Below are 26,646 nucleotides of genomic sequence, written 5' to 3' on the forward strand. Positions count from 1 at the left end.
ATTTTATTTGCTGACCCGATCAGGTTTCAATCGCAGATCCGAATGGCGTATTCAAATCGATGGTCATTATATAACATTGCATCAAGTCGGCATTCGAACCTTCGAAGGCCTTTCTCTGATATATATGTCTTTAACAAGAAGTTTTCAAGTCCATTACATGGAAAGTCCTACCCGTTTGATCGTAGACATTTTCTCCATGAAGTGGAGGGAAAGGGGCCTTTTCCTTCTCTGTTTCTTTAATCAGACATGAAGCTTGGGAGCAAATTGGATTTTATTCAATGCCAGCACCTTCTGCTTATTTTTTTAAATTATCCCCTCAAGGAAGGAGTTTAAGGGAGGATTAATAGAAATAAGTAGTATAGGGGGGAATGCTTATGAACTTTCCAACACTCAATGGACAGTATACGATCAGCAGTCTTATAGCTGAAATTCACGAAATTTCCAAAAAACGCTTACTCTATATATTGGCCATAGATGGCCGGGGCGGATCTGGAAAAAGCACACTCGCTGCCCGTATCCAAGCAGAATGTCCAGGTAGCGTGGCCGTTCATATGGATGATTTTTATTTGCCGTCATCGGAAAGGGTTCAACTGCCTCCATCCCAAAAGCCTATCGGGGCGGATTATGATTGGGAACGGGTTTGTAACCAAATCCTAAAACCGCTTACAAAGGGGAAAGAAGCAAGATATCAAAGGTATGATTGGGAAACGGACACTATGGCCGAATGGCATGAAGTTCCTGCTGGGGGCCTTGTCATTATAGAAGGAACGTATTCTATCCGTAAAGAATTGGCAGGGTACCATGATTTCACGATTTGGGTGGAATGTCCCCGTGATCAGCGTTTGAAACGTGGCCTTGAGCGGGATGGTGAAGATGCGCGTCAAATGTGGGAGGATAATTGGATGGTTCATGAAGGTCTCTATGTGGGTGTGCAAAGGCCTCAAGAAAGAGCGGATCTTGTTGTGGACGGAATGAGCTGAGCCAGAGGATATTTTAATTGTAAGGGTTTACCTATAAAATATATTGTATGTTTAGATGAATTTCTGGGGAGCCGGAAACAGGGGGGAAACTATGTTTACTAATGAAGAACAAGCTGCCGTATATAAAGCCATTTATAACCGTAGGGATATCAGGAGTTTTTTGACAAAGCCCATTTCAAAGGATATACTCCGCAGAATTTTGGATGCTGCACATCATGCGCCGTCTGTAGGATTCATGCAGCCTTGGAGTTTCATCGTGATTTCGTCTCAGGAAACCAAGGACAGTTTGGCATGGGCAGCGGATAAAGAAAGAAGGGCCCTCGCTATTCATTATGAAGGAGGTAAAGAAAATAAGTTTCTTAGTTTGAAAGTGGAAGGGTTAAAAGAAGCACCATATACCATTTGTGTTACATGCGACCCGACACGGGGAGGCTCCCATGTTTTAGGGAGGAACTCCATTCCGGAAACCGATATCCTATCCACTGCCTGCGCCATTCAAAATATGTGGCTGGCTGCCTATGCGGAAGGATTGGCAATGGGATGGGTAAGTTTTTACAAGAAAAATGATATTCGTGATATTTTGGAGATTCCGCCGCATATAGAACCTGTTGCACTCCTGTCGATTGGCTATACGGATCAATATCCGGATAAACCCATTCTTGAACTTGCCAATTGGGAAAAAAGAAGGCTGATGGATGAACTTATTTTCGAGGATAAATGGGGGAATAAATAAACCGATATATTATGATTCCAAAACTGTTTATTAAGCCCCTGGTTCAGGGGTGGAAAATATAGAAGACTCTTACAATAGATACTCCATTGTAAGAGTCTTTTTAAAAATTCGGTTTGATTTTAAAATCTGCGCCGTTTTAAAGATCCCGGTATACCGAGGTCTTCACGGTATTTTGCAATAGTGCGGCGGGAGATCTTCGTCCCTTCATTTTCGAATATTTGACAAAGCTTCTGATCTGAAAAAGGCTTTATTTTATCTTCATCGGCAATCAGGACCTTTATTTTTTCTTTGATGGTGGTCGATGATTCGGTTGCTGGGCTGTTCACGCGGTGTAACCCTCTAGTAAAGAAGTTCCTTAGTTTAAAGAGGCCATGCGGCGTCTGGATATATTTATTGCTCGTCGCCCTGCTGATCGTTGATTCATGAAGCTGAAGTTTTTCCGAAATGTCCTTCAGTGTCATAGGTTTTAATCCCGTAATTCCCTTCATGAAAAACTCATGCTGCTCCTCCACGATTGACGCGGTCACTTTGTAAAGCGTCATTTGCCTTTGTTCGAGCCCTTTTAACAGTAATTGGGCATCATTTATGTGCCCTTTTATATAATCTTTAGCTGGATTAACTGAATTGATGGCGACGTGGTTCTTGTAGTAAGGATTGATGGAAAGTTTAGGTGTACAGCTATCGTTGACCGTTATCAGAAAACCTTCTTTATCTTTTTCCACGTAAACGTCCGGAACGATGTAATGAGTCATATCATCGGAAAAGTGACTGACAGGACGGGGGTTTAACGTACGGATGAAATCCGAGGCCCCTTGTACTTCCTGAACGGTCACTTGGTGAAGGGCGGCAATTTTCCTGTAGCGTTTTTCTGCTAAATCTTCTAAGTGCTTTTTAACGATCTTATACGCCAATTCATTGTGATTCTCATGCTCACGCAGCTGAATGAGTAAACAATCGGTCAGATCTTTAGCACAGACTCCAATTGGGTCAAGGGATTGCAATATTTGAATCATATTTTCGATTTCTTCCACGGGTACGGAAAAATGCGAAGCAGTCCAATGGACATCCAATTCTAGAAATCCATAATCATTTAAGTTTCCAATCAAAAATTGGAGAATCTTCTTTTCAAATGCATTCAATGAACTTAGTAAACTCAATTGTTCCAGTAAATGCCTTTCAAGTGTTTCTGTGCTGACTGAATGATTGTTGATAGGGTTGTAATCATTGTCTCCGTTGAAACCTTTACTTTTAGAGGAAGAACCGCGTATCTGAGAATTTATTTTATTTGTACGAATACTAAGTGATGCGAGGGGTTCTTTAAAGCTAATTTCGAGAACGGGATTTTCGTAAGCCTGCCGGTTCAGGAAATCTATCAGTTCATGGGTGGAATATTGAAGGATATTGATCGATTGCTGTAATTCAGGGGTTAATGACAACTTCAAGGTTTGTTTTTGGTACAGTTCAAATCCTACCTGCATATATATCAACTTCTTTCATTTAGATTAACATAGCGGCTCAAAAGGAATGAAAAAATATTAACATGATAATAATACAAATCTTCCGAAAATTCAACATTGTGTGTAAGGTTTTGTAACATCAAATAGAAATAAAGAGGGGAATTCGAAAAAATGCTTGTCATTCAGTAGTTAATCTAATGAATGGGAGTTGAATGATTCGAATGTGAATCAAATGATTTATATGTGAATCAACACGTGCTCCTATTGATTTATATATGAATCATTTTAACTTGAATACCTTTAATATAAGGCTCATATAATTTGGCATGCTTCTTGCTACATCTATAAATATAAAAATAAACTAGCTTTAAAAAATCCATTACATGAGAAGGGTGTTTTTTACATGATTAAAGAGACTACGAGTATTCAGGAATTAATCGATTTGGATAAAAAGCATTTTATTCATCCGACTACTGCAATCGAACAACAGCAGGCAGATGGTCCAAGTTTCATCTTTAAGGAAGGAAAGGGAATATATCTTACGGATGTCACGGGCAGGACTGTCATTGATGGCATGGCTTCACTTTGGAATGTGAATATTGGACATGGACAAGAAGAGATGGCTGAAGTCGCGAAGGAACAAATGGCCAAATTAGCTTTCACCTCAAGTTTCGCCACTTTCAGCAATGAGCCGGCAATCCGTTTGGCGGCCAAAATCGCATCCATCGCGCCTGGGGATTTGAATGCAGTTTTCTTCACTTCAGGTGGATCGGAGTCGAATGATACAGCGATCAAACTTGCTCGTCATTACTGGCTTTTGAAAGGGCAGCCTAATCGTCAAAAAATCATTTCCCGCTCGAAATCCTATCATGGAGTGGCAATGGGAGCTACAAGTGCGACTGGCCTGAAGCCATTCCGGGATTTCACGAATTCAATCGCACCTGATTTTTATCATGTGGACGGTTCCTCCATTGAGGAGCTGCGTAAGGTCATAGAACAGGAAGGACCGGAAACGATTGCGGCATTTATCGCTGAACCGATTCAAGGGGCCGGTGGCGTGAACCTTCCTCCTGAAGGCTATTTTAAGGAAGTAAGGGAAATTTGTGATGAATACGGCATTTTGATGGTGACGGATGAAGTCATTACAGGTTTCGGAAGAACAGGGACTTATTTTGGGATTGAACACTTTGGTGTTGTGCCTGATATGATGTGCTTTGCAAAAGGTGTGACGAGTGGATATGCACAGTTAGGCGGGGTCGTCCTGAATGATAAGATGCATCAGGATTTCATTGCCCTTTCAAAAGGTACGCTTTTACACGGCTACACATACAGTGGCCATCCGATGGCATGTGCGGTTGCTTTGAAAAATATTGAAATAATTGAACGTGAAAACCTTATAGAAAACTCGAAACAGCGTGGTGAAGAGTTGCTTGCCGGCTTTAAGAAGCTCCAAAGCAAACATCCGATTGTTGGTGATGTGAGGGCACTTGGACTAATTGGAGGCATCTCCATCGTAAAGGACAAACAAACAGGTGAAGGCTTTGAGACACAGCTTGCTCCAAGACTTGTTGCCGAAGCTGCGAAGAATGGTTTGATTTGCCGTTCGGTTACGTTTGATCAAGATACACTCGTATTCGCACCGCCTTTAATCATTACTAAAGCAGAAGTCGAAAGAATGATTGAAATCCTTGATGAGACATTTACTGCAGTCGAAAAAGAAATTTTATAAGAGGTGAAAGTGATGGTCATGACGGAAACGCTGAAAAAGAAATTATACATTAATGGTAAATGGCAAGAAGCTGAAAAGTTCACGACACTAAAGTCCCCTTATAGCGGGGAAGTTCTAGCGGAGATTCCCTCGGCAAGCCTTGAAGATGTCGAGTTGGCCATAGAATCAGCCTATCAGGCTAGAAAAGCGATGGCAGCTTTACCTAGTCATAAACGCGCTGCCATACTTGAAAAGCTTGCGAGCCTTTTGGAAAGCCGCAAAGATGAGGCAGCTGAAATTATTGCAAAAGAGGCAGCGAAACCGATTAAAACGGCAATGGTTGAAGTATCCCGGACAATTGCCACATATAAATTTGCAGCAGAGGAAGCAAAAAGGATTCATGGAGAAACATTGACCATGGATGCCACAGCTGACGGAGAAGGAAGGATAGGATACACGGTCCGTGAGCCTCTAGGCGTTGTGGGTGCGATTACGCCATTTAATTTTCCGATGAACCTGGTTGCCCATAAAGTGGGCCCGGCCATTGCTGCCGGAAATACACTCGTCCTGAAACCTGCGAGCCAAACACCGCTATCTTCACTGTTTCTTGCTGAATTATTGGCCGAAACGGATTTGCCGACAGGTGCGTTTAATTTAGTTACCGGAAGCGGTTCGGTAATCGGTGATAAATTAGTCACCGATTCACGGGTGAAGAGCATCTCATTTACTGGAAGTCCGGCTGTAGGAATCGGGATCCGTAATAAGGCCGGGTTAAAGAAAGTGAGTCTTGAACTAGGTTCGAATGCGGCTGTCATCGTGGATAAAGGGATCGATATCGATAAAATCATCCAACGCTGTGTATCGGCAGCATTCGCTTTTCAAGGGCAGGTCTGCATTTCCTTGCAGCGCGCTTATGTTCATGAAGAGGTGTATGATGAGTTCGTCAAAAAATTCACGGAAGCAACGAATGGCTTGAAACTGGGAGATTCTTTGGACCCGTCTGTGGATATTTCAGCATTGATCAGCGCCGGGGATGTACAGCGAAGCCTGGATTGGATCGGTGAAGCTAAACAACACGGTGCGATAGTTGCAGCAGGAGGTAAATCTGAAGGAAATATCCTGCATCCCACTGTGTTGCTGGAAGTGGATGCAATGCTTAAGGTATCTTGTCAGGAAGTCTTCGCTCCAATTGTTTTGATCAATAAGGTTTCTTCCGTTGAGGAAGCGATTGACTTGGTCAATGATTCCGAATTCGGATTGCAGGCCGGGATATACACGGAAAATATCAATCTGGCTCTTTCTGCCGCAGAAAAATTGGAAGTCGGCGGTGTTATCATTAATGATATCCCAACTTACCGTGTTGACAACATGCCATATGGCGGAGTCAAAAAAAGCGGGACTGGGCGCGAAGGGTTGAAATATGCCATTGAAGAAATGACGGAAATGAAATTGGTCATTATTAATCGGAATTAATCAGAAAAGAGGTGAGCAGCTGCTCATCTCTTTTTTCTATGAAACTAGGAAGAGTTTTGCCTATGGGTTATGCAAAAATGAATAGGTAATTCACGACTGAATTTAAATATGAGCGGAATGGGCAAAAAACCGTGAGTTACCTAAAATTTCAAACTGGCATGAATCTTGCTCATATTTTATATATAGGTAGATAACTTAAAACAGAGGAGGAAATTACATGCAGGAAACTTTGCAAAATAATACGAAAAAAGAAGGAACGGGAGCATTGGACTTAAAGATGTTCATCAATGGGGAATGGGTGAATTCGACTTCGGGTGAGAAGAGGGATGTATTGAATCCGGCCACGGGGGAAGTTATTGCCAAAGCAGCGGAAGGAACACAGGAAGATGTGGATGCAGCGGTCGAGGCAGCAAAATATGCTTTCTATGAAGGTGGTTGGTGGGGAACTCCTGCCGTCGAAAGAGCTCGCATTTTATTCAAAATAGCCGACAAAATAGAAGAAAAAGCTGAAGAACTAGCTGCGTTGGAAACATTGGATAATGGGAAACCATTGCGTGAGGCTCGTTTTGATATAGCTGATTCGGCAGCATGTTTTAGATATTATGCAGGATTGGCCACAAAACCGACAGGTCAGACTTTTGAAGTTCCTGACGGCCAGCAATCGATGGTCGTAAGGGAACCGATCGGTGTATGCGGGCAGATCGTTCCTTGGAATTTCCCGCTAATGATGTCAGCCTGGAAACTCGCTCCGGCGCTTGCTGCAGGAAATTCCGTTGTGTTCAAACCATCTGAGATCACTCCGGTGACGGCGGTCAAACTATTTGAAATCATGGATGAGGTAGGATTGCCAAAAGGTGTCGCGAACCTTGTGTTAGGAGCGGGGCCAGTTGTCGGACAAGCCATTGCAGAGCATGAGGAAATCGATAAAGTAGCCTTTACAGGAGGCACGGCAACAGGACGTAAGATCATGGAGGCTTCGCTGGGTAACCTAAAGAAAGTCACATTGGAGCTCGGCGGCAAATCGCCTAATATCGTATTTGCGGACTCTGACTTTGAGACTGCCGTTGATTATGCTCTATACGGGATTTTCTGTAATCAAGGACAAGTGTGCTCAGCAGGCTCCCGTTTACTATTGGAAGAGTCCATTTACGATCAGTTCATTGCAAGTCTTACTGCGAAGGCGAAAAAAATCAAAGTAGGTTCAGGTTCTGATGAAAACAGCCAGATGGGACCTATCGTTTCAGAAGCCCATATGAACAAAATATTATCGTATATCCAAATCGGAAAAGAAGAAGGTGCCAAATTAATCGTCGGTGGAAATCGAATTAAAGAAGAAGGCATGGATAAAGGTTACTTTGTCGAACCTACTATTTTTGTTGATACGACACCGGATATGCGGATTGTGCAGGAAGAAATTTTTGGACCGGTGCTTGTCGTTCAAAAGTTCAAGGATGAAGCGGAAGCTCTACGACTTGCCAATGATACGAAATATGGTTTAGCGGGAGCGGTGTTCACGAATGATATCTCAAAAGCGTACCGTGTCATTAAAAAAGTGCGTGCCGGCATCACGTGGATAAACTCATATCATCCTACTTATAACGAAGCTCCTTGGGGAGGGTTCAAGCAAAGTGGAAATGGACGCGAACTGGGAACTTTCGGTTACGAAGCATACACCGAAGTGAAGCAAATCAATAACAACTTGGATATCCAGCCAACAGGCTGGTTTGATGAAGAGTAAATAGCTTGACGAAAAAAGGCTGTTCCTGGCGGAACAGCCTTTTTTCTATGGAATCGGAGATATAATCCGAAAACCGCAGATAAAAATCCGAAATCGGAGATATAATCCCAGAAACGCAGATATATAATCCGAAATCGGAGATATAATCCTGAAATAGCAGATATAATGCTGAGAATCCCAAGTATATTCAAAGATTGCTAAACATTTCTTTACTTTTGTTGGACTATTTCAAGGTCAACCCGTCCTGAAAAGAAAACGGCGCCATTACCCATATCCGCGAGGCGATCTGGGGTAAGGGAATTGATGTGTTGCTTTGTTTCGGGCGTATTCTGCCACAAGCCTTGGCTGACAAGAACGCCTGGTAACACATTTTCACCGGGAGCAGCGGTAAGCAAACATTCACCGCGACCGTTCCAGATTCTAACCATATCTCCGGCGGCTATTCCCATTGTTTTGGCATCGGCGGCATTCATGTGCAGTTTCGGTTCCTTTTCCATGGAGATATGTTTGGCATTATTTGAAAAGGTTGAATTCAAGAAATTGTGATTAGGTGCCGGAATGAATAAAAATGGCAGGTCGCTGTCTTTTATGATTGGCGTATATGTGGGCAATGGCTCGTATCCATCCCGCTTCATCCGTTCGGAATAAAGTTCGATTTTACCGCTTGGTGTCGGGAGTTTGCCTGGGAACATCGGCTGCATTTTGGCTTTGACAAATTGATTCCTTGAAAGGGAGTCATAGGTGATGCCTTCCAAATGCGGGTTGTCGGGAAAATCCAGAGCCTGCCGTATCATATCTTCCTCTGAATCTCTAAATGCTTGTTCCCCAAATCCCATCCCAGCAGCCAACAGTTTGAACAATTCAACATTCGATTTCGATTCGCCATATTTTTCGACTACAGGTTTTTGTATTTGGACGTAATTATGCCAATATGAATTATAAAAATCCTCCGTTTCATAAGATGACGTGGCAGGAAGGACGAGGTCGGCAAACATGGCCGTTTCGGTTAAGAATAGATCATGGACCACTGTGAATAGATCTTCCCGCATTAGACCTTCCTGCACCTTATTTGCATTCGGAGCGACAAGTGCTGGGTTGGAGCCGTATACAAACATGGAGCGAATCGGGTTTTCTTTTTCCATAAGAGCTTGGCCGATTTGGTTCATATTAATGGTCCGGGTAGCTTTATTTCGCAATAAATCAGGACGTCTTAAGGCATTTATATTAAAGGCCAGATATCCTGAATTACCTTTGATGGCTCCGCCGCCTTCCTCCATCCATTGGCCGGTAAGGGCAGGCAGGCAGGCAATGGTACGTACCGCCATGCCTCCATTGTCATGGTGCTGCAGGCCATTGCCTATCCGAACGAATGATGGGCTTGTAGTGCCATACATCCTGGCAAGTTCATATAAGTCATCAATGGGAACGCCAGTTATCGCGGAGACGGTCGCAGGGTCATATTGGCGGACATGTTCGCGCAATTCAGCAGCACCCACTGTGTATTCATCGAGAAAGGGCTGGTCGACTAGATTCTCGGCATAAAGAATATGCATTAATCCGAGGGCAAGTGCACTATCGGTGCCGGGCAGAATCGGAATGAACCAATCTGCCCACTTGCCGGTTTGGTTTTTATGAACGTCAATGACAACTACTTTGGCCCCGTTTTTTCGGGCTTGCTGGGCAAGCGTCACTTGGTGCATATTTGTGCTCACAGCGTTGATGCCCCACATGATGAATAGCTTGGTATGGATCGTTTCTTCTGGATCGATGCCGAATGAACCACCCATTGTATAGCTGTATCCGACTGAGCCTGCCGCATTACAGATGGAACGCTCGAGCATGCTTGCGCCGAGTTTGTGGAAAAAGCGGCGATCCATCCCTTCGGCGCTGAGGTTGCCCATGTTTCCGTAAAAGCTGTAAGGAAGTATGCTTTCCGGTCCATGCATTTCGATCAAGTCTTTCCATTTGGAAGTGATTGTGTCAATGGCCTCTTCCCAGCTGATTGGAACGAAATTCCCTTTTCCTTTCGGACCAATGCGCTTTAATGGCTGTTTTAAGCGATTGGGGTCATATAGGCGGGCAGTCATGTTGCGGACTTTGTTGCAAATATTCCCTTTTGTGACTGGATGATCAGGGTCTCCTTGAACTTTAATGATTTTCCCATCTTTTTTGTGCAGCAGTAAACCGCATTGATCAGGACAGTCAAGAGAACAAACAGAGGGAAAGACTCCATCTGGCTGATTGATATAGGATTGCATGGCGTATTCCTCCTAAATGATTTATTCTAATAAAATGAATTTTCTTACTTATATTGAAAGTGAAATCGTTGAAAGGTGCAAGAACTTCTTAACATATGTTTTTTTTTCTGATAAGCTTACAAGATGAAAATTAACCTATAAATAGGAGGATTCATTTTTGGAATATGGAATTATAATATCAATTGCAATATACATGGTAGGTATGCTTTTAATTGGTTATTTGGCCTATCGGAAAACGGCTAACTTAACCGATTACATGCTTGGCGGCCGGAACTTGGGCCCGGCTGTAACGGCATTGAGTGCAGGGGCTTCCGATATGAGTGGCTGGCTGTTGATGGGTCTTCCTGGTGCGATGTACATAAGCGGGTTGAGTGCTGGCTGGATTGTCATCGGCCTGTGTGCAGGCTCTTATTTAAACTGGTTATTCGTGGCACCAAGACTTCGGACATATACGGAAATTGCCGGCAATTCGATTACGATTCCCGACTTTTTGGGAAATCGGTTTAAAGATGGCTCCCGGGTCTTAAAAGTGGTATCAGCATCGGTCATTTTAATTTTCTTCACCTTTTATACCTCTTCAGGCATGGTAGCAGGCGGTGAGCTTTTCCGTACGGCTTTCAATTTAGATTACCGGTGGGGTATCTGGCTGACGGCGAGCGTTGTTATTCTTTATACATTATTTGGCGGATTCCTGGCTGTCAGCTGGACGGACTTCGTACAAGGTACAATCATGTTCATTGCCTTAATTCTAGTACCAGTTGTCACGATTGTAAATATTGGGGGCTGGGATCCTACCTTCAATGAAATAAAATCGATTAACCCGAATTTATTGCATGTTTTTGAAGGAACATCAACCATTGGCATCATATCTCTTCTGGCATGGGGGCTTGGTTATTTCGGGCAGCCTCATATAATCGTTCGCTTCATGGCGGTCTCATCTGTTAAAGAATTGAAAAGTGCACGGCGAATCGGTATGGGGTGGATGATTTTTGCTATCGTCGGAGCGATGTTCACCGGATTGGTGGGAATAGCATATTTTAACCTGACAAATAGTCCTTTAGGGGATAGGAATGCTGAGTCCGTCTTCATCATATTAGCTAAAGAACTGTTTCCATCTTTAATTACAGGCTTCTTGTTGGCTGCGATTTTAGCGGCGGTCATGAGTACGATTGCATCACAGCTGTTGGTATCGGCAAGTGCTCTGACAGATGATTTCTATAAGCAGTTCATTCGGCCGAACGCATCTGATAAGGAATTAGTGCTGGTAGGTCGGTTTGGTGTGTTGGCGATATCTGTCATTGCCCTATTATTGGCTTTTAATCCAAGCGGTACGATCCTTAAATTGGTTGGTTATGCATGGGCTGGTTTTGGGGCGGCATTCGGTCCTGTCATTTTGTTAAGCCTGTACTGGAAACGGATGACGAAATGGGGAGCCTTGGCGGGAATGATTGTCGGTACGGCAACCGTGATCGTCTGGGATATGATCGATAAGTTTGCTGAAATATACGAAATCATTCCTGGTTTCATCGCTGGTTCAATAGCGGTTGTCGTTTTCAGCTTATTAACGGCCAAGCCTACAAAAGATATAGAAGAAGAATTCAATCAAGCCATTAAAAACCTTTCTTGATTTATTGAACGTCCAGTTAAACTGCTGCTGGATTTTTTAACGATATAAAACAATGAATGCAATATATATGGTACAATATCGATAGAGTCCTTATGTTGAAAACATGAGGGCTTTTTTTGAGTGATTTGGGAATAATAAACCAAAAAACAATGCAAAGGAAAAAAAATGAACCAATCTCATAAAATTGCATGTAAAGTGGCTTTTATATATATATTCTTTGGGGTCTTATGGATTATCGTTACGGATTACATCTCTATGACACAGGCGAGGGAAGATGTTCAAATATATGCAATGTTTCAACATTCCAAAGGGTGGATGTTCATATTCATAACCGGGCTTTTCCTATACTTCATAATCAGGTATTGGACGGGGAAGATGTTGAGGTCCCAACAGGAATTCATTCTTAAGGATGAACAGTATCGGTCGCTGTTCAAGCATAACCCGGATTGTGTCCTTGAGCTGAATCTCGAAGGAAATGTTGTTTCGATAAACCCGGAAGCCGAAAAACTGTTAGGTCATAATAGTGACAATTCGAAAGGCAAGAATGCGAATCATCTCATCAACTGGAATGAAAGTGATAAAGTAGCTGAGTTCTTTATACAGTCCCTTCAAGGGGAGGCTGTAAAATTCGAAACGACCATTCAGAATAGCGGTGATGAACAACGGATTATCCGTGTAACCTTTTTACCGATCATCGTCCACTCGGAAATGCTTGGAGTATATGCAATCGTTAGGGATATTACCGAATTGCGGCGCGAAGAGGAATTGATGATCATGTCTGAAAAGCTATCTGTTATCGGACATCTGGCTGCGGCCGTCGCACATGAGATAAGGAATCCGCTGACATCTTTAAAAGGATTCGTACAGTTAATGGATATGACCCAGGAAGTGAACCCGCTGCATTCTGATATCATGTTGAAGGAAATTGACCGAATCAATATTATCTCAAGTGAACTTTTGGTTCTCGGAAAGAAACAGGATGTCGCATACTGCAGGATCGATCTTGCCGACAGTTTACAACAGGTATTCACGTTGATGAAAGCAGAAACGAATTTGAATAATATCGAAATGGGGCTAAGGATTAAAACCGCCGAACCGATTTATATTATGGCTGATTCAATTGAACTTAAACAGTTGGTAATCAATATCGTCAAGAACAGCATTGAAGCGATTGAAGATAATGGGGAAATTGATATATCTCTGCAAATAATCGATGGACATGCTGTAGTCAGCGTGAGTGATAATGGCATGGGAATGGGGCCTGAGCGCCTTGAACGGATTGGTGAGCCTTTTTACTCGACGAAGGAAAAAGGTTCAGGGATCGGGCTTGCAATTTGCCGGAAAATCGTTCATCGCCTTCAGGGGGAAATGGATTTTGAAAGTGAGATAAACAAAGGGACGACGGTTACAATTCGTATTCCGTTGGCTACTGGACAAGAATAAATGGTACTATGAAAGATAGGAAAAGTTTTATATTAAAGGAGAACGATATGAGCGAATTACCTGCATTAATAAACGATAGAAAACCATATATACAAGAAGCCTGGAAAAAATCCGGATTCGGACAACTTACCCCGATACAAACGAAAGCGATCCCCGTGATTGTCGAGGGAAAGGATATCATGGCCGAATCACCGACAGGTACAGGAAAAACATTGGCATATTTACTGCCATTGCTGGAAAAGGTTGATCCTGAAAAAAAATCGCCCCAGGCTTTGATTCTGGCATCATCACGAGAACTGGTCATGCAGATCAATGAAGAAATTCGCATTTGGTCAGAGGGAAGCGGCATTACGGGTGCAGCATTCATCGGCGGTGCTAATGTGAAAAGGCAGTTGGACAAACTGAAGAAGCGTCCACAAGTGATTGCTGGAACACCGGGACGGATTTACGAATTGATTGCCCAAAAGAAACTGAAGATGCATGAAGTTAAGACGATAGTACTTGATGAAGGTGACCAATTGATCATTCCAGAGCATATGGGAACGATCAATAATATTATCAAAACAACACTAAAAGATCGGCAAATCATGGTATTTTCAGCAACCCTGCCAGAGGAAACGGAAAAAGCGGCCCGGGGATTCATGAATGAACCCGAAATGATCAAGGTCGATAAAAATGAAAAAATGGAATCCAAGGTGGACCATCTTTACTTTGTTGTTGAGAGACGGGAAAAGTCCAAGATTCTCGAGAAAATCACAAGACTTAAAGATGTGAAGGCACTTGCCTTCCTGAATGATATTGCGGAGCTTAGCGTCTTACATGAAAAACTGAGTTATAAAGGTATTGAAATGGGCGTGCTTCACGGTGAATCCAATAAAGTCGACAGGGAGAAAGCACTGCGCAAGCTTCGATCCGGAAAGTCCCCGATGCTGATAGCAACAGATGTAGCGGCAAGGGGGCTTGATATTAAAGGTCTTACTGCGGTCGTTCATATTGATATGGCTGACAACATCGAACAATATATCCATAGATCCGGTAGAACTGGGCGTGCAGGTGCAGATGGTACGGTCATTTCAATCGTAACGGAAAGAGAAGAGCGAGAGTTGAAAAAAATGGCTCGTGAACTGGAGATTCCATTAACGAGAGTAACCTTCTATGGTGGAAACATCGTAGTCGATGAATGATTCGGAAAAAGGGACGGCCATGGCGGCTGTCCCCTTTTTTTTGGAATTCACGTTAGGATTAAAAATTAAAAGAGGTGCTCAACTTGTAGAATCCAACTGAACAGAATGCAGCTTATTTTTACTAAATTCAGGGTTCATTTATGGGGGATAATCATGAATGAAAACGCTTCCTTTATATGGGTTTTTGACATATGATAGCAATAGACATAGGTTAGGAGGAGACGGTATGACAAGAAAGTATAAACAATTTGAAACGGCAGTCATCCATGAAGGATATGACTCGAAGAAGCATTTGGGAAGCTTGGCAACACCTTTATTCCAAACCTCAACATTCACTTTCGAAAATGCCGAGCAAGGGGAGAGGCGTTTTGCCGGTATCGAAGATGGATATATTTATTCTCGCCTTGGAAATCCAACGGTACAAGTGCTTGAAGAAAAGATTGCCGCACTGGAAGGCGGGGAAGCTGGCCTTGCTTTCGGTTCAGGCATGGCAGCCGTTTCAGCAGTACTTTTTGCGTTAACTAAAACAGATGATCACATCCTCTGCTCACAGGGGTTATATGGTTGTACATTCGGCCTTCTGCAGCTAATGAAAAATAAATACCGGATCACTCATGATTTTTGTGAAATGGATACTGAAGAACAGGTTAGGAAAATGATCCGGCCGGAAACGACCTGCATCTATGTAGAAACCCCGATCAATCCGACGATGAAAATGATTGACTTACAGATGGTGGTAAGGATTGCGAAGGAATATAATGTGACGGTCGTAGTCGATAATACGTTTTCGACGCCCTACCTACAGAGACCGCTTGAATATGGCTGTGATATTGTCCTTCATAGCGCTACGAAATATCTTTGCGGGCATGGGGATGTCGTTGCGGGACTTGTCGTCGGTAAAAAGGAATTCATGAATCATATAGCTGGGACTACACAGAAAGATATCGGTGGAATCATTTCACCATTCGACGCCTGGCTACTATTGCGGGGGTTAAAGACCTTGCCCGTCAGGATGGACCGTCATTCGGCCAATGCAATGGCAATCTTTCATGAACTTAAGAAACATCCAAAGGTGAAAAAGGTATATTATCCAGGTGATGATGCTTCACCGGATCATTATATCATGCAAAAACAGATGAAACATGGTGGCGGCCTTATCTCTTTCGAATTGCATGGCACAAAACAGGATGCACAAGATTTCCTCAATAAATTGAAACTTATCAAAATTGCCGTAAGTCTAGGGGATGCCGAAACATTGATCCAGCACCCCGCTACCATGACGCACTCTGCCGTTCCTGAAGATTCACGGGAACAAATGGGCATCAGTGACCAGCTGGTCCGTCTCTCAGTTGGCCTAGAAGCTTGGCAGGATGTATGGCAAGATCTTCAACAAGCATTTTAAGATACCATATCCCTCATTTAGTTCCTTCTATTTTTAATGAAGATGGTGATGGATACGATAAAAGTGATGGTAGCCAGGATATAAGAAATGTCTGTGATTACCGGATAGGCGTCGCTATTTCGTATCCCGATGCCTATGAACGCCCAAACGAATACGAGAGGATAGCACCAATCCCGGTTTTTACCTGCAAAGAAAAAGGCCAGGGTTGTTGCTGCAATCAGCAGGACGATCGTCCAGGTTGATTCGGAAACCCCAAAACCGTCCCATTTGATATAGGTTAGGTAATAAGAAATGTCAGCTATGGTTGCGACACTTACCCAGCCTGTATAAACGGAGAACGGAAATAGGTCAAAAGTAGTGTGTTCCACTTTTTTTATGTTTGTATAAATGACCATTAAAGTAACCAACAAAGCAATGATAATGAATACGGATAACAAAAAGTATTCATAGTGCCAAGCTAAAAGCCAAGCTCCATTCAAGACACAGCTTAAAGCGAACCAAGGGAAGGATGCCTTATAAGCAGGGCTGTTTTGATGTTTACTTAAAAACTGCCTGAATACCCAGATGGCGAGCAGGAAATAGATCAAGCCCCATATGGAAAATACATATCCGGCAGGAGTGAAAAGGACATTAAGTTTATCGGAAATCTCTCCTGATGTCTGGCCGTTCAATGGCAGGAAATTGGCTAAAAAATTCATCGTGACGACGAACAGATAGAAAATCAAGTTGATGATGGAAATAAGCATGGTCTTCCTCCTTATTTGAATTTTGATCCTCTAACCCTATTCCACATATTTAGCCTGCCTAACCTTTTTGGAGCACATCGGGGTTAATGGGGGACCATTTTTACATAAAGATAGGAAGTTCCTGTAACAATTGAACCATTTAAGGTTAGAAATTTTACATCTTCACTTTATGGTGATAAAATATTCAAAGATTCATATTATTTTAGTCCTTCGGGGTCGGGTGAAAATCCCAACCGGCGGTGATGAAGAAATTCTAAGCCCGCGAGCCTGTTAAAAGGCAGGATTTGGTGAGATTCCAAAGCCGACAGTACAGTCTGGATGGGAGAAGGACGTGTGGAACCCAAGTGTATACGTATGCCTAATTTTTCGAAAATGAAAATATTAGGCTTTTTAGGTATACAATTTTTTTCACTCATTTCTCCTGCTAACCCCTTAGGCCATCCTAAGGGGTTTTTTATATTTTATAAAAGGGGGAAAAACATGTTTACGGGAATCATTGAGGATATCGGTACCGTACATTCCTTGAAAAAAGGAAAAAGCAGTATGGAGTTATCGATTCGTTCTGAAAAAATCCTTGAAGATGTGCATCTGGGGGATAGTATTTCAGTCAACGGGGTCTGCTTAACGGTAACGTCCTTCACGAAAAGTTTATTTACGGTCGACGTGATGCCGGAAACGGTCAAAGCTTCCTCGATCCGGACGTTAAAATTGGGATCACCTGTTAATCTCGAACGAGCCATGAGTGCACAGGGAAGGTTTGGCGGTCATTTTGTTTCAGGTCATATCGACGGAACCGGAACGATCATAAAAAAAGAACGGAAAGAAAATGCCGTATATTATGTAATCCAATTGGAAGAAGGGCTTAGTGCCTTTTGCATTCCAAAAGGTTCCGTGGCCATTGATGGAACAAGCTTGACGATATTTGGGATCGAAAGGAACCTTTTGACGGTTTCATTGATTCCATTGACTCATCAGGACACCATATTGGGACAAAAAGCGGCTGGCGATATCGTTAACATCGAAAACGACATGATAGGGAAATATATAATACATCAAATGAAAAATGGCAATCCAAAACCAGGACTGAATTTAGAGTTTTTGGCAGAGCATGGATTCTAATAAAAGGGCGGTGTAATGATGTTCCATACAATTGAAGAAGCAATAGAAGATTTGAAGGCTGGCAAGGTAGTAATCGTATCCGATGATGAAGACCGTGAAAATGAAGGGGATTTTGTAGTGTTGGCCGAAAAGGCGACTCCGGAAGCGATTAATTTCATGGCGACTCATGGACGTGGTTTGATTTGTACGACCATCACTGAACAACTGGCAGCAAAATTGAAACTGCATCCTATGGTAGGAGAAAATACCGATCATCATGGCACTGCTTTTACGGTAAGCGTCGATCATAAAAGCACCTCTACAGGAATCAGTGCTTTTGAACGGTCCTTGACCATCCTTGAGCTTCTTAATGAAGATTCGGTCGCTGAAGATTTCCAAAGGCCTGGTCACACTTTTCCGATAGTCGCTAAAGAAGGCGGCGTATTAAGAAGGGCAGGACATACGGAGGCATCGGTGGACTTGGCGAAGTTATGCGGTGCCGCTCCAGCCGGTGTCATTTGTGAGATCATGAATGAAGATGGGTCGATGGCCCGCGTATCCGATTTAGAAGTCATCGCTGATAAATTCAACCTGAAGTTCATTACGATAGCCGATTTGATTCGGTATCTTCAACATAATGATCCAATCGGGAAACAGGAACTTGAACTGAACATCCCGAAAGCTTGAAGGATTTTTAAGGAATGAAATCTTAACATGAAAAAATATTATTGTTTTTAAAAATTAGGAGGAATTGGACATGGGGAAAACTATTGAAGCACAATTAATCGGATCAGGATTGAAAGTAGGAATCGTGGTAGGGAGATTTAATGAGTTTATCACAAGCAAGCTTTTAGGAGGGGCATTGGATGGTCTTAAGCGTCATGGAGTTGATGAGAATGATGTTGACATCGCGTGGGTCCCAGGTGCTTTTGAACTTCCGTTAATTGCTAAGAAACTTGTGAATACAGGTAAATATGATGCGGTAATCGGTCTTGGAACGGTAATCAGGGGTGCTACTTCACATTATGATTATGTCTGCAATGAAGCAGCTAAAGGCATGGCTTCCGTTTCATTGGAAACAGGTGTACCGGTTATCTTCGGTTTGCTGACAACTGAGAATATTGAACAAGCCATTGAACGTGCTGGAACAAAATCAGGCAACAAAGGCTATGAAGCTGCGGTTAGTGCCATTGAAATGGCCAACCTTGGAAAATTGATAGAACAGTGATTTCACATAAGGAAGCCGCAGGAAATAACATTCCTGCGGCTTTTTTTGATGTGCCGGATCTTGGGTCTGATTGAGTCAAATTTCTTCAACCATTTGGCAATTCTTCTTAAGTTCGTAAAGTTCCTAGCCATTGATCGATTAGTTATTGCGGCTCTTCGACACTCACCGAAACCCCTTCAATGGAATTACCTCGATTTCAAAGTAATGTGTTTTTCATTATTTATCGTTATAAATTATGGGAAGTAAGGAATCATTAGGTAATTCCTCGAAAAAAAACCGAACAAAAGCGTCACGTAATGGAAGCATGATAAAATATGCAGATATGATTATGCTACAATTGTAAAGATTGCAATTGAAATTCATGTCTTTAGGGAAAAGTAAATTTATTAGTTATTAGGAGGGGTTTGTGTGTACCATCTCTTTACACATAATGATTTAGATGGAGTCGGGTGCGGCATTGTAGCTAAGCTGGCATTCGGAGAAGATGTAGTGGTTAGTTATAATTCAATTGGTCGCCTTAATCAGAATGTAGGCGCATTTCTTGAGCAGGCCAAGATTGAAGATACATTGATCGTTACTGATCTATCGGTTGATGAAGATAATGAAAAAATGATTACTCAGTTTGTGGAAGATGGAGGCAAGGCTCTGCTGATCGATCATCATAAGTCAGCACTGCATTTGAACGAACATGATTGGGCATCTGTAACTGTCGAACAGGAAGATGGTAAACAGACGGCAGCCACATCATTATTCTATCAGTATGCAGTTGAAAATAAATTGCTGGAACCTTCAAGCATTGTCGCTGAATTCGTTGAATTGGTCCGTCAATATGATACTTGGGAATGGGAAGTCAATAAAAATACAACGGCAAAGCGATTGAATGACCTGTTTTTCATGATTCCGATAGAGGAATTCGAAATGAAAATCGCAAATAAGCTGTCCACGGCTGAAAGTTTCACTTTTGACGAAGTGGAGCAAACGCTTCTGAATGTTGAAGAGAGTCGAGTGGATAGGTACATAAACAGGAAAAAAAGAGAAGTTTATCAAGCTACGGTCGGTCCCCATACAGCTGGTGTGGTCCATGCAGAGTCATACCACTCGGAATTGGGAAATGAACTGTCGAAAGAGTTCTCACATCTGGATTATATAGCCATCCTGATGGTAGGAAGTAAAAGAATCAGCTTCCGGACAATCCACGATGATATAGATGTTTCTGAGGTTGCTGGCAAGTACGATGGTGGCGGCCACCAAAAAGCCGCCGGTTGTACGATGTCCGAAAAGGCATATAGCCAATATGTCGAAAAGACCTTCTATGCCGAGCCCCTTAAACGAGACGCACATAAGAATCAATTGAATGTAAAAGGATCCCCAGAGGGTTGCCTATATTCAACAAGAGACAAACAGGACATATTCATCTATGAAGATGAAGAAGAGGAATGGATTGTTGAAATCAACGGCAAACAACAGAAAAAAACATTCGATACATTTGCGGAAGCGGAAAAATACATGAAGCGGAAATACGCTGCATGGCTGGCCCATGATGAAAGATATGAAGAGTTTGTCAATAAGGGTTAAATAGGAAAGCGGCTGTCCGAATGGGACAGCCGCTTTTTAATCTTGATTTTATCTTTTAAGCGGGACAGGATGAACGATCGTGCGTGACTGTTTTTTTGGAATGGAATTTTGGCGATGAAGAATTGCATTGATTTCTCCGCCGATCACAAAAATCAGACCACTCAAATACAGCCATAGCATCAAGATGATGACGCCTCCTAAACTGCCGTAAGTGGAAGAGTAGTTGGCAAAGTTACTGACATAGAATGAAAATCCAAGTGATATTCCCAGCCAAAGTACAGTTGCGGTCACTGCGCCAGGGATGACATGTTTAATGGGAAAACTTTTATTCGGTGCAAAGCGATATAAAAAGGCCAGGACAAGTGAGATGACCACAACCGCGATGACCCACCGTAATAAGCTGAATAAGATTTGCGTTTCTTCTGGGATCGGAATGACATGCTGTAATAATTCGATGATGACTTTTCCGAAGACGGGGAGACCTAACATGACGATGAATGCTACAACCAGGCCTAATGTCAATATAATGGAAATGAAGCGGGCTTTAATGAAATTCCTTGTTTCTTCCACATCATAGGCAATATTCATGGAATGGATGAACGCATTCATTCCGTTGGAAGCAGACCATATCGTTCCAAGGAAACCAAAGGTCAGTAAGCCGCCGTTCCGTTCAGATAATATGTTGATGATATTTTTCTCGATGACTTCCATCGTTTCCGCAGGCATGAAGGTTTTTATCGTGTCGAGGGCTGTCTGAATATCGATGTTCAGATAAGGTAATATGGACAGCAGTAATATGAGCAAAGGGAATAGTGCCAGTAAATAGTAATAAGCTTGTTCTGCTGCCAGCCCGGTCACACGATCTTCCTTTATTTCTTTAATAAGTTTCTTTGAAAATTGGATCGACTTATTCATCTGGGCATCACTCCTGAATAGTTACTAAGGTTATCTGCTTCTATTCCCTCTGATCATGTAAGTTAATCCTCAAAAGAAAAGAAATTGAAACCTCTAATCCGGGCACTTGTAGAAGCTTGTGACAATTACATAACCCGCAAAACATATTTGGAGAGAAGCAAGTTTAAAATCCTCAGTAAAGAAATATCCCTCAATCTCGAAAGTTTCTAGAATAACTGTGATAGGTGCTGTTGATACTTCAAGGACGGCACCAATACTACTACTAAGTATGATTTTATGCCCGCTTTCTAACAAGTATTATCATGTTAGTGAGTTATAAAAGATGAACAGAAAAAAGGCCAGTAAGCAATTTCTGGCCTTTTTCTTCTATTGGACTTCTTTTTCCTGTTTCTTTTGAACTTTCGGAGGGGTCCATTTGAATACTTTATTTAGGATATTATAGATGTGTTTGGATTCTTTTGTAAGGATCGGCCCAAGAATCGCTAAGGTTAAAACATAAAGTGCCGCAAACGGGGTTAGTATAGGCATTAAACCTCCTGCAATGCCTAAGTTGGCTAAAATGATGGAGAATTCGCCGCGTGAAACGATCGTTAAACCGATGTTTGCGGAAGCTCTGTGAGATAAACCGGATTTGCGTCCGGCAATCATACCAGCTGCAAAGTTACCGATTATGGTGATGATGACGGCACCAAGAACCATCCAGACAGCTCCGCCAAGGGTCGTCGGATCGATACTCAAGCCAAAGCTGAAGAAAAATATGGCCCCGAAGAAGTCTCTGAAGGGAATGACAAGTTTCTCAATCCTGTCACTATGCTCCGTTTCAGAAAAGACCAGGCCGAGCAGTAATGCACCAATGGCTTCCGCAACATGAATCGTTTCCGAGAAACCGGCGATGAAGAATAGTAATGCGAACACGACGATGATAAAAATCTCATCGGAGGTTATATTGAATAATTTGTTAAGGACCCCAGATGCTTTCCGGGCGATAACGAAAAATATCAGCATATACCCAATCGCGATAAATGTAGAAAGTAATGTTCCCCAAACGGAACCAGAAGAGCTTAATACCAATCCGGATACGACTGATAAATAAACAGCGAGGAAGATATCTTCAAACATGATGATGCCAAGGATTAGCTCCGTTTCATTGTTACCGGTCCTTTTAAGGTCCACAAGTACCTTTGCCACGATGGCACTTGAAGAAAAACTGATGATCCCGGTTAATATCAGGACCTCTTTTAATGGAAGACCTAGCAGGAAACCATACAGCAAGGCCATTCCCACGTTGATTAAAATGTAATAGGTTCCGCCTGTCACGATATTTTTCCCTGACTTCATAAGCTTTTTGACGGAAAATTCAAGCCCAAGGTAAAACAGAAGGAATAAAATACCGACACGACCGAGGAATGCTATGATTTCATCACTTTCAATGAAACGCAGGTCAATTAATCCGAAGTGCGGGGCATGGGGGCCAACGAGCATCCCGATGATAATTAATAGCGGAACATTTGATATTTTGAATTTACCTGCAACGAGAGCGGCAAATGCCACTAGAAGTAGGGCAGTTCCCACTTCAAAGACTAAATGGTCCATATGAGCTTAGTCACTCCTTTCGTCGGTCAATAATTCTCTTATCAGGTTACGGATATCTTTTCTTTCACCGGATATTACAAGGGTGTCGCCTGTTTCGATGATGGAGTCGGGACCAGGATTATTCAGTTGTTTTTTGCCTTTTTTAGAATGGGCGATGACGGTCACGTTATAATTGCTCCTGATATCAATCGAACCGATTGTTTGATTGATGGCCTTTGAACCGGGTTCGACTTTGAACCATTCGATCACCAAGTCACCCAATGACATTTCAATTGTTTCAAGTGCTTGTGGTTTATAGACCATACCGCCTATGATGGAAGCCAGTTGCCGGGATTCCTGATCATTAAGGGTGATGCTCGATATGACGTCCTCATGTTCATTATCAAAATGGTATAATTCCCGACGGCCATCATCGTGAATGACGATTACTAACTTTTCATCATTTCTCGTTATGATTTCGAATTTTTGACCAATACCAGGAAGTTCACTTTCTCTAATTTTCACTGGAATTCCTCCTTAAAATGTTGGTTAGAGTTAATAGAAGATAGGAGAATGTTTATAAGTTAACGTCAATATTCGTCTTGAATTTCTTCTCCTTGGATATACCGATGTATTTTAATGTCTCCGATGGACTGGAATGATGGTAATGCTTCTGTATCAAGGCCAGTGACACTCCTTGTTTATAGGCATGGTAGCCAAAAGTCTTACGCATCGAACTTGCTCCGAATTTGCCTGTCAGCCCTGCACCTTCCACAGCATCATGGATGATTCGGTGGGCCTGTTGACGTGTAATCGGCTTTTTTGTCTTAGGGGAAAGAAATAAAAACTGACCTTCGATAACCTTCGAGCCTTTAAGGTATTCTTGTAAGGCGGTACGGACTTTCAGGTTCAAATAAATTTGGTTGACTTCGTCACTTTCAGTCCGTTGCTCATAGAACTCCTTGATTTTGCCGGTTTCATCCAGAACGCTGGCGACGGTGATTTCGAGCATTTCATTTATCTTCATACCTGTATTGATGCCGAGTACAAACAATAAATAATCCCGACTGGAGTGAGCGCGTAAGTATGTTTTTATTTTGCTGATTTGATTGATATCCTTAAAGGCTTCTACATATTCCATAGATCTTCTCCTCTTACCAATGTAACATAATTACATTATAACACAAGTTATGTAACATTGCATGCGTTAAGTCCTATTAAGGCTTCTCCAAAAAGCAAAGTACTGTTGAACCAAAAAAAGCTTTTTCTTATTCTCTACACAATTAAGTGAAAATATATATCAGTTTCTTTTAAAAGCAAAAAGGGGTTTGTCTACATTTTTTTATGGCTTGTACAATGTGGGCGTGTTTGTAACGAGAGGCACTAAGCTTTCCAGAGGCGGTACGGGAGCCGCATCGGCTTTCAGCGAGGCTGCTGAAAAACTAACGGTTTTGAATGAGTTATTGTTTTTTCAACAAAAATAGATCACTTCCTGTACGATAATGAACAGGAAGTGATCTATTTCTTTCATATTTAGTTACTTTTCTGCTTTGATTTTCGTGAAAATTCGTTTGAGGTTGACTGCGAAAATGGCTGTTGCTCCTTGAATTCTCATGCCAAATAGAGACCCGCTGATGATGCTTCATCATACCCGTGTCTGTGTAGTCGGATAATGATTTGAAATGGCGTTTTTCACAGGATAAATCGTTATTATGTATTATTGATATGTTTAACTATGGAATTAAACTTTATATGCCACTTTCTCACAAGGATATGAAACGTTAATTTAAATAACTTAAATAAAATGAAGTATCCTAATAATGTCCCTGATATATTAAAGATTACATCATCAATATCAACAAATCTAAAAGTATATCCTGCATATAAAGCTGTTAGTAGTTGACCTGATTCGAGAATTATTCCAGTTAATACACCAGCTATTAAAATTTTCTTAAATGAGGCTTTAAATAAGAAGGGTAATCCAAAGCCTAGTGGGACAGTCATTAAAATATTAAAAAAGCTCAATTTGGTAAATTCATATTTAAATGGGATTAAATTCATTTCTCTCCAAACATTTTGCCCCCCAAATGCTTCTCTTTGATCATCATCTACATAAATGGGAAATTGAGTGAGGTTTATAACATTACATAAATAAACATACATAATTGTATAGAATAAAAGATAGGTATAACTTTTTTTGAAACTTAATTTTAGTATTAGTGCCAAAATGATATATAAAATTATAAAACTGTAAAGAATCCAACCGCTGAAATGATAAACCATTTTAGAGACTCCTATCGTAAAAATATTATATTAATAAAGAAAGAACTTATAAAGAATTATAAGCTCTTTCCAGTTGTTTAATTTGATATTTTTCCTGAACCTTTTATATTTCTACCGTCATCAACTCTAAAAATTTGCAAATAATACTTAGTACCCCCACCTAGACCTGAATAGCTACCTGACACACTAGAAGAAGTACCATTTTTATTAGGTGTAGCTTTTATTGTACCAAAACTGTTACCTGAGGTCTTATTCCATAATTGATAAGTTATGGGGTTAGGACCAACAGGGCTAGGGTCAGAGCTATATTGATAATGTGTACCACTTAATTTTGCAGTTCCTTTATTTAATTTAAAATATTGACCGTTTTTACTTCCATCAACTATACGAAGATTCATTGTAAAGCTATAAGCGTTAGTTGCTGCAAAAGCAAAAGAGGGCATTGCTATTATAATTGATAATATACATATTACTGAAACTGAAAATAATTTAGTTTTCAATAATTACACACTTTCCGTTTTTTTTCATATGTGACCACATATTACCTATTTGTTAACAAGGACTATAGTATCGTAAATATCCACAATTTACGTCTCAATTTTGAAATGTTCTGTTTCAGAAAAGAATAATAGTATAAAGAAATAAATGGTGAAATGATGTTTGAATATTTAATTTAATTTTAAAATTCATGGTGAATAATGATTGCAAGTTAATGAACAACAGGTGTATTAAAGGAAGTGGTTGTAACGCAGATAATTCAAGTTTATCGAGTTGAGGTATAACCATGAAAAAACAATCTTTTACATAATCACTATGTTATTTATCAGCATACGATTTTAGTAGTAAAGAAATTAAGGTGAAATTTAATGATGTTGAGTGTTAGAAATCTGGGCTATGTGTCTAATATCAGTATTTATGATAAGCCTAAAAAAGTCGCAATTTTAGACAGCGTTATTAATAATCAGCAACCTGCATTAAATGGACAAATTGTTGCTAAATATGACGTAATTAATAAAAAAATTATACAAAAGATATATATGGTCATGGAACTCCAATTGCAAGCATAATTGCCGCAAAGGAAAATGAAGAAACTGTGCAAGGAATTAATCCTTTAGTAGAAGTAAACGGTGTAAAAGTAATTGATGACGAAGGGAGGGATAAGATGTTAAGTATTGAAAGTAATCCAAAAAATCAAGTATATTTAGGACTGCTTGATTGATGCTTTG

General features: G+C 41.4%; 24 protein-coding genes, 1 pseudogene and 1 riboswitch. Of the genes and pseudogenes, 16 read left to right on the forward strand and 9 right to left on the reverse strand.

Translation table 11 applies throughout. The features are described 5' to 3' along the window. Positions 1-374 precede the first annotated feature (374 nt). On the forward strand, positions 375-980 hold the full coding sequence (locus MKX49_RS00590) for a uridine kinase family protein (protein ID WP_340874223.1): 606 nt from the start codon (positions 375-377) through the stop codon (positions 978-980). Positions 981-1,071: 91 nt separating this feature from the next. Then, positions 1,072-1,713 (forward strand): 5,6-dimethylbenzimidazole synthase, encoded by a 642-nt coding sequence (gene bluB, locus MKX49_RS00595; protein ID WP_340874224.1) that lies wholly within the window; start codon positions 1,072-1,074, stop codon positions 1,711-1,713. A 119-nt stretch (positions 1,714-1,832) separates the two neighbouring features. On the opposite strand, the gene rpoN is transcribed toward bluB, so the two are convergent. Continuing rightward, entirely contained in the window at positions 1,833-3,191 is a 1,359-nt protein-coding gene (rpoN, locus tag MKX49_RS00600) for an RNA polymerase factor sigma-54 (RefSeq protein ID WP_340874225.1), read from the reverse strand. Positions 3,192-3,573: 382 nt separating this feature from the next. On the opposite strand from rpoN, the gene MKX49_RS00605 reads away from it, so the two are divergent. From MKX49_RS00605 to MKX49_RS00615, 3 genes are all read left to right on the forward strand, one after another. After that, entirely contained in the window at positions 3,574-4,899 is a 1,326-nt protein-coding gene (locus MKX49_RS00605; protein WP_048685056.1) for an aminotransferase family protein, read from the forward strand. 18 nt (positions 4,900-4,917) lie between these two features. Continuing rightward, entirely contained in the window at positions 4,918-6,351 is a 1,434-nt protein-coding gene (locus tag MKX49_RS00610) for an aldehyde dehydrogenase family protein (RefSeq protein WP_445670152.1), read from the forward strand. 217 nt (positions 6,352-6,568) lie between these two features. Next, positions 6,569-8,089, forward strand: coding sequence for an aldehyde dehydrogenase family protein (locus tag MKX49_RS00615; protein ID WP_048685059.1), 1,521 nt, complete (start codon positions 6,569-6,571; stop codon positions 8,087-8,089). Positions 8,090-8,298: 209 nt separating this feature from the next. Here MKX49_RS00615 and MKX49_RS00620 read toward each other — a convergent pair whose 3' ends face one another. Then, on the reverse strand, positions 8,299-10,347 hold the full coding sequence (locus tag MKX49_RS00620; protein ID WP_340874231.1) for a molybdopterin oxidoreductase family protein: 2,049 nt from the start codon (positions 10,345-10,347) through the stop codon (positions 8,299-8,301). Between the two features lie 157 nt (positions 10,348-10,504). Here MKX49_RS00620 and putP point away from each other — a divergent pair, with 157 nt between their 5' ends. The 4 genes from putP (at position 10,505) to megL (ending at position 16,003) form a co-directional block, all read left to right on the forward strand. Continuing rightward, on the forward strand, positions 10,505-11,974 hold the full coding sequence (putP, locus tag MKX49_RS00625) for a sodium/proline symporter PutP (RefSeq protein WP_063595249.1): 1,470 nt from the start codon (positions 10,505-10,507) through the stop codon (positions 11,972-11,974). 165 nt (positions 11,975-12,139) lie between these two features. Then, complete coding sequence (locus tag MKX49_RS00630) at positions 12,140-13,417, forward strand: ATP-binding protein (RefSeq protein ID WP_289348709.1); 1,278 nt, start codon at positions 12,140-12,142, stop codon at positions 13,415-13,417. 47 nt (positions 13,418-13,464) lie between these two features. Beyond that, a complete protein-coding gene (locus MKX49_RS00635) occupies positions 13,465-14,601 on the forward strand; it encodes a DEAD/DEAH box helicase (RefSeq protein WP_289348711.1) in 1,137 nt (378 codons plus the stop codon). Between the two features lie 226 nt (positions 14,602-14,827). Further along, positions 14,828-16,003 (forward strand): methionine gamma-lyase, encoded by a 1,176-nt coding sequence (gene megL / locus MKX49_RS00640; RefSeq protein ID WP_252268456.1) that lies wholly within the window; start codon positions 14,828-14,830, stop codon positions 16,001-16,003. A 17-nt stretch (positions 16,004-16,020) separates the two neighbouring features. On the opposite strand, the gene MKX49_RS00645 is transcribed toward megL, so the two are convergent. Next, positions 16,021-16,749 (reverse strand): TspO/MBR family protein, encoded by a 729-nt coding sequence (locus MKX49_RS00645; protein ID WP_340874234.1) that lies wholly within the window; start codon positions 16,747-16,749, stop codon positions 16,021-16,023. 202 nt (positions 16,750-16,951) lie between these two features. Then, a riboswitch (FMN riboswitch) is annotated at positions 16,952-17,083 on the forward strand. Between the two features lie 146 nt (positions 17,084-17,229). Between MKX49_RS00645 and ribE the strand changes: the two genes are divergently transcribed. From ribE to MKX49_RS00665, 4 genes and pseudogenes are all read left to right on the forward strand, one after another. Continuing rightward, positions 17,230-17,868, forward strand: coding sequence for a riboflavin synthase (gene ribE / locus MKX49_RS00650; protein ID WP_034305702.1), 639 nt, complete (start codon positions 17,230-17,232; stop codon positions 17,866-17,868). Between the two features lie 18 nt (positions 17,869-17,886). Next, positions 17,887-18,525: pseudogene (ribB, locus tag MKX49_RS00655) on the forward strand (3,4-dihydroxy-2-butanone-4-phosphate synthase); the annotation flags it as partial. A 79-nt stretch (positions 18,526-18,604) separates the two neighbouring features. Further along, entirely contained in the window at positions 18,605-19,075 is a 471-nt protein-coding gene (ribH, locus tag MKX49_RS00660; RefSeq protein ID WP_048685088.1) for a 6,7-dimethyl-8-ribityllumazine synthase, read from the forward strand. Positions 19,076-19,483: 408 nt separating this feature from the next. Further along, complete coding sequence (locus MKX49_RS00665; protein WP_063595243.1) at positions 19,484-20,650, forward strand: DHH family phosphoesterase; 1,167 nt, start codon at positions 19,484-19,486, stop codon at positions 20,648-20,650. A gap of 48 nt (positions 20,651-20,698) precedes the next feature. Here MKX49_RS00665 and MKX49_RS00670 read toward each other — a convergent pair whose 3' ends face one another. From MKX49_RS00670 to MKX49_RS00685, 4 genes are all read right to left on the reverse strand, one after another. Further along, complete coding sequence (locus tag MKX49_RS00670) at positions 20,699-21,565, reverse strand: YihY/virulence factor BrkB family protein (protein WP_340874237.1); 867 nt, start codon at positions 21,563-21,565, stop codon at positions 20,699-20,701. A 366-nt stretch (positions 21,566-21,931) separates the two neighbouring features. Further along, the gene (locus MKX49_RS00675; RefSeq protein ID WP_336863754.1) at positions 21,932-23,158 is read right to left on the reverse strand and encodes a cation:proton antiporter; all 1,227 of its coding nucleotides are present in this window, start codon (positions 23,156-23,158) and stop codon (positions 21,932-21,934) included. A 6-nt stretch (positions 23,159-23,164) separates the two neighbouring features. After that, a complete protein-coding gene (locus MKX49_RS00680) occupies positions 23,165-23,662 on the reverse strand; it encodes a cation:proton antiporter regulatory subunit (RefSeq protein WP_034305691.1) in 498 nt (165 codons plus the stop codon). A gap of 52 nt (positions 23,663-23,714) precedes the next feature. Continuing rightward, a complete protein-coding gene (locus MKX49_RS00685) occupies positions 23,715-24,278 on the reverse strand; it encodes a tyrosine-type recombinase/integrase (protein ID WP_048685101.1) in 564 nt (187 codons plus the stop codon). A gap of 187 nt (positions 24,279-24,465) precedes the next feature. On the opposite strand from MKX49_RS00685, the gene MKX49_RS00690 reads away from it, so the two are divergent. Next, on the forward strand, positions 24,466-24,621 hold the full coding sequence (locus MKX49_RS00690; RefSeq protein WP_252268462.1) for a hypothetical protein: 156 nt from the start codon (positions 24,466-24,468) through the stop codon (positions 24,619-24,621). Between the two features lie 226 nt (positions 24,622-24,847). Here MKX49_RS00690 and MKX49_RS00695 read toward each other — a convergent pair whose 3' ends face one another. Together MKX49_RS00695 and MKX49_RS00700 are read right to left on the reverse strand one after the other, a co-directional pair. Beyond that, positions 24,848-25,420: a VanZ family protein gene (locus MKX49_RS00695; protein ID WP_063595240.1), complete on the reverse strand. Its 573-nt coding sequence runs from the start codon at positions 25,418-25,420 to the stop codon at positions 24,848-24,850. Between the two features lie 77 nt (positions 25,421-25,497). Next, positions 25,498-25,920 carry a hypothetical protein gene (locus MKX49_RS00700; protein ID WP_336863759.1) on the reverse strand — a complete coding sequence of 141 codons (423 nt, stop codon included), beginning with the start codon at positions 25,918-25,920 and terminating at the stop codon, positions 25,498-25,500. A 366-nt stretch (positions 25,921-26,286) separates the two neighbouring features. Here MKX49_RS00700 and MKX49_RS00705 point away from each other — a divergent pair, with 366 nt between their 5' ends. Continuing rightward, entirely contained in the window at positions 26,287-26,487 is a 201-nt protein-coding gene (locus tag MKX49_RS00705; RefSeq protein ID WP_063595239.1) for a hypothetical protein, read from the forward strand. Then, the gene (locus MKX49_RS28330) at positions 26,487-26,639 is read left to right on the forward strand and encodes a hypothetical protein (protein WP_419721565.1); all 153 of its coding nucleotides are present in this window, start codon (positions 26,487-26,489) and stop codon (positions 26,637-26,639) included. The genes MKX49_RS00705 and MKX49_RS28330 overlap by 1 nt, the downstream gene beginning before the upstream one ends. Positions 26,640-26,646: the final 7 nt, after the last annotated feature.

The organism is Peribacillus sp. FSL M8-0224 (assembly GCF_038003055.1).
Lineage (GTDB): Bacteria > Bacillota > Bacilli > Bacillales > DSM-1321 > Peribacillus > Peribacillus frigoritolerans.